The organism is Planctomycetota bacterium, from assembly GCA_016235865.1.
Lineage (GTDB): Bacteria > Planctomycetota > MHYJ01 > JACQXL01 > JACQXL01 > JACRIK01.
Genome location: JACRIK010000036.1, coordinates 1 through 3,511 on the forward strand (window position 1 = coordinate 1; position 3,511 = coordinate 3,511).

The 3,511-nt window shown below is 52.5% G+C and carries 4 protein-coding genes; 3 read left to right on the forward strand and 1 reads right to left on the reverse strand.

Going from position 1 to position 3,511, the window contains the following annotated elements; all coding sequences use genetic code 11:
• Window positions 1–612: histidinol phosphate phosphatase domain-containing protein (locus tag HZA49_11330; GenBank protein MBI5780028.1), on the forward strand; the 612-nt coding region annotated here is incomplete at its 5' end.
• Window positions 613–733: 121 nt separating this feature from the next.
• Here HZA49_11330 and HZA49_11335 read toward each other — a convergent pair.
• Window positions 734–1,717, reverse strand: a complete 984-nt coding sequence (locus HZA49_11335) for a DUF3644 domain-containing protein (protein ID MBI5780029.1) — start codon at window positions 1,715–1,717, stop codon at window positions 734–736.
• A gap of 597 nt (window positions 1,718–2,314) precedes the next feature.
• Between HZA49_11335 and HZA49_11340 the strand changes: the two genes are divergently transcribed.
• Both HZA49_11340 and rfaE2 read left to right on the forward strand, forming a co-directional pair.
• On the forward strand, window positions 2,315–2,626 hold the full coding sequence (locus tag HZA49_11340) for a ComF family protein (GenBank protein MBI5780030.1): 312 nt from the start codon (window positions 2,315–2,317) through the stop codon (window positions 2,624–2,626).
• Window positions 2,627–2,774: 148 nt separating this feature from the next.
• Window positions 2,775–3,269: a D-glycero-beta-D-manno-heptose 1-phosphate adenylyltransferase gene (gene rfaE2, locus HZA49_11345; protein MBI5780031.1), complete on the forward strand. Its 495-nt coding sequence runs from the start codon at window positions 2,775–2,777 to the stop codon at window positions 3,267–3,269.
• Window positions 3,270–3,511: the final 242 nt, after the last annotated feature.

Here is a 3,511-nt window from a genome sequence, read left to right on the forward strand (position 1 = left end):
CTCATCCCCGCGGAGCTCTGGCGCCGGGCCCAGGTCATGGGCTACCGCTTTCTGGGCATCACCGACCACGTGGACGCGTCCAACTTCGAGATGGTCTTTGCCCATCTTAAGGCCGCGGCCCAGAGCCTCAATAACAGCGCACCCCCTTATCTCATCCCCGGCCTGGAGTTCACCCATCTGCCCCCGGCTTTGATCGGCCCCTTAACCGCCAAGGCCCGGGCCCTGGGCGTGCCCCTCATCGTTATCCACGGTGAGACCCTGGCCGAACCCGTGGCCCCGGGGACCAACCTCGCGGCCCTGGAGGCGGACATCGACATCCTGGCCCACCCCGGCCTGATTACCTTGGAAGAAGCCGCGCTGGCCCGAGAAAAGGACATCTTTCTGGAGATTTCCGCGCGCAAAGGCCACTGCCTGGCTAACGGCCACGTAGCCCGGATGGCCCTGGAAGTGGGCGCTTCCCTCATCGTCGACACCGACAGCCACGCGCCCGGGGACCTCATTTTCCGGCAGCACGCGGAACGCATCGCCCGGGGCGCGGGCCTCACCGACACCGAAATCCAAACCCTCTTCACCAACGCCGAATCCCTGGCCCGCCGGTTAGCGGGCGTGTAGGGATGAAAAGATTTGGGGGAACCCCACTTTTTTAGAAAAAGTGAGGTTCCCCCAAACCCCCTCCTGGAAAAATATAAATTTTATGGCCATGTAGGGTGCGCCCTGCGCACCATTTTCCGTTTTATGCTTGCATCTTAGTTTCTGGTGCTGTCTTTTCTAAATAACTTAGCACAAAATCAACCCATCTTTGATACCAATACCAAGTTTTACTTACCATAATACCATATCCTTTTGATGGATTCTTGGCATCCTCCGCCTGCCATAATAAAGCATGTTGTCTTATATTGAAGCTCTTAAATCCAGCATCTACGGCAATTTTGACTACTTCGCTTGGCAAGAATTTTGGTCTTTCAACTTCTTGTTTAACCCAGTACTCCTTTGCAATATTTTGAGCTAACTCCGATTTTGGGTCAATAAATTCAAATACTCTGTCTGCTTGACCCGGCTTGCCTGCCAATTTTTTTGTAAAATTAATTCGGTAGGAGTATCTATCGCTATCAAATTCTCCTTGAGATAGAGAATTATCAAACTGAGCGATATATGCCTTAATTGAGTTGGGTATTGATAGCTTTGTGTCAGCAAAACTTTCTGCTTGTTGAAAAGTTAGCTCAGCAAACTGAATGCTATAAGATAGATTTTCATCAAGACCATATTTTTCACCGAAAAGATGTTTGAGATAATAATTATAATTTAATGCACAAGCTTGATATCTTCCTGATAAATAGGTATCCAATTCAACTGCCTGTTTGTGAACAATCTGATCCCTTAGTCCTATTAAAAAATATAAATTGTTTTTAGTATCTTTGTCTAAGGGACATTTTTCATAACGGAGACATCTCGATAGTTCCCAATATTTATATTGACCTTCTAGTTTTTCAAATTTTCTGCGCTTTTTAACGGTTTGAAAATAACGATATTCAATTTTCTGGGACCTATAATACGCATGTAAAAGGTATGTCCATGCGATATTCATAAGTACTATATAATTTTCTGTTTTGAAGACGATCAAAGGATTATTATATATCTGGATCGCCGCAAGGGCAGCTTCTCTTGAACTCCGAATTAGTTGAAGTTTCCGAGAATATATTGACCTTTTCTTCTTTATCATTTCCCTTCTCGCTTTTTCCTAAAAGTTTTTAGAAAATGTTTAAGCGTTAAAGATCATTTCCACCACTTTTCACAAGATATCATGGCCCAAAAATCACTGTTAGTCAAGCGTTCCTAATTCTATTATATAATTGACTTATTAAGGCAATTTCCATAAGTTAGGATCGTGACGATCGATGTAAAATTATGGTTAAAGCACAAAAGCTTAGCCATCCTGGATTTTTTCCTCCCCCGGCTCTGTCTTTTTTGCGGCGGGGTGGTGGCGGAGGAGGCGGGGGCCGCGGTTTGTCCGGATTGTGAAGGGACCATCGAGTGGGTGGAGAGCCCGGTCTGCCCTTGCTGCGGTTTGATGTTCCCTGTCCGGGAGGGGGAGGACCGGCTCTGCGGTTCCTGCCAGACGGACCCGCCGCGTTTTGCCCGGGCCCGGGCCGCCGCGGTCTATGAGGGGCCGGTGGCCAAGGCCGTCACCCGCTTCAAGTTCGGCCGGCAGATGGCCTATCTGCCGGTGATGCAGCACTGGCTGCAAGTCCCCAGGTGTGCGGAACTGGCGGCGGACGCGGACCTCCTGGTCCCCGTGCCCCTGCACCCCCGGCGCTTGCAGCACCGGGGATTCAACCAGGCCCTGCTCCTGGCCCGGGCCTTCCCGGAGGCCGAGATAGGACGGGAAACCCTGGCCCGGGTGCGCTACACCGTGCCCCAGGTCGGCCTCAACCCCAAGGAGCGCCGGGACAACGTGCGCCGGGCCTTTGCCGTGCCCCGGCCCGAAGAAGTCAAAGGCAAGAACGTCCTCCTGGTGGACGATCTCTACACCACCGGGGCCACGGTCCGGGAATGCGCCCGGGTGCTCAGGCGGGCCGGGGCCAAGCGGGTGGAGGTCCTCACCGTGGCGAGGGTGAAGCATGAATGATTTTCACCACAAAGACACCAAGGCACAAAGGGCCACAAAGAAATGATTAAAATAATTGTGCCGCAAGGCGGCACAATTATTTTATTTTTTTCCTTTGTGAATCTTTGTGTCTTGGTGTCTTTGTGGTAAAAAATCTTCAAGGATCGCCATGACCAACTGCCATACCAGCCATAAGGTAGTCTCCCGGGGAGCCGCGGCCCGCTGGGTCAAAAGGCTCCAGGCCCAGGGGGGGAAGGTGGTCTTCACCAACGGTTGTTTCGATCTGCTGCACCTGGGCCACGTGCGCTACCTGGAGGAGGCCCGCTCCCTGGGGGACGCCCTGATTGTGGGGGTGAACACCGACGCGTCGGTGCAGCGCCTGGACAAAGACCCGACGCGGCCTATTAATCCTGAAGGGGACCGGGCCGCGCTTCTGGCCGCGTTGGCCTGCGTGGACCGGGTGGTGCTCTTCGGGGAAGACACCCCCTTGGAGCTCATCACCGCGCTCCAGCCGGATATCCTGGTGAAGGGCGGCGACTACCGCCTGGAGGAGATCGTGGGCCGGGACGTGGTCCGGGCCCGGGGCGGCGAAGTCAAGGTCATCCCCCTGGTCCCCGGCTACTCCACTACCAGGCTTTTGGCCCGCATCCGCCAAGGGCGTTGATTCTTCATACTCCCCAAGTTTTCCTTGACAACCGGCCGAAAGACCCTTATCAATGACTGTAAAGTCAGTATAATGACCGGAAAGTCATTATAGCGGGATTGCCCTATTAATAAATTGGTATTCTAAGAACACTGGGGAATCCGACTCAATCATCCAGATTATTGCCTGCAGATTCCCTGCATCTGGATTTAGGGGAAGGATTCTGATAATTTTGGAGGAAACCCGTACTCCGCTTTGAGGAG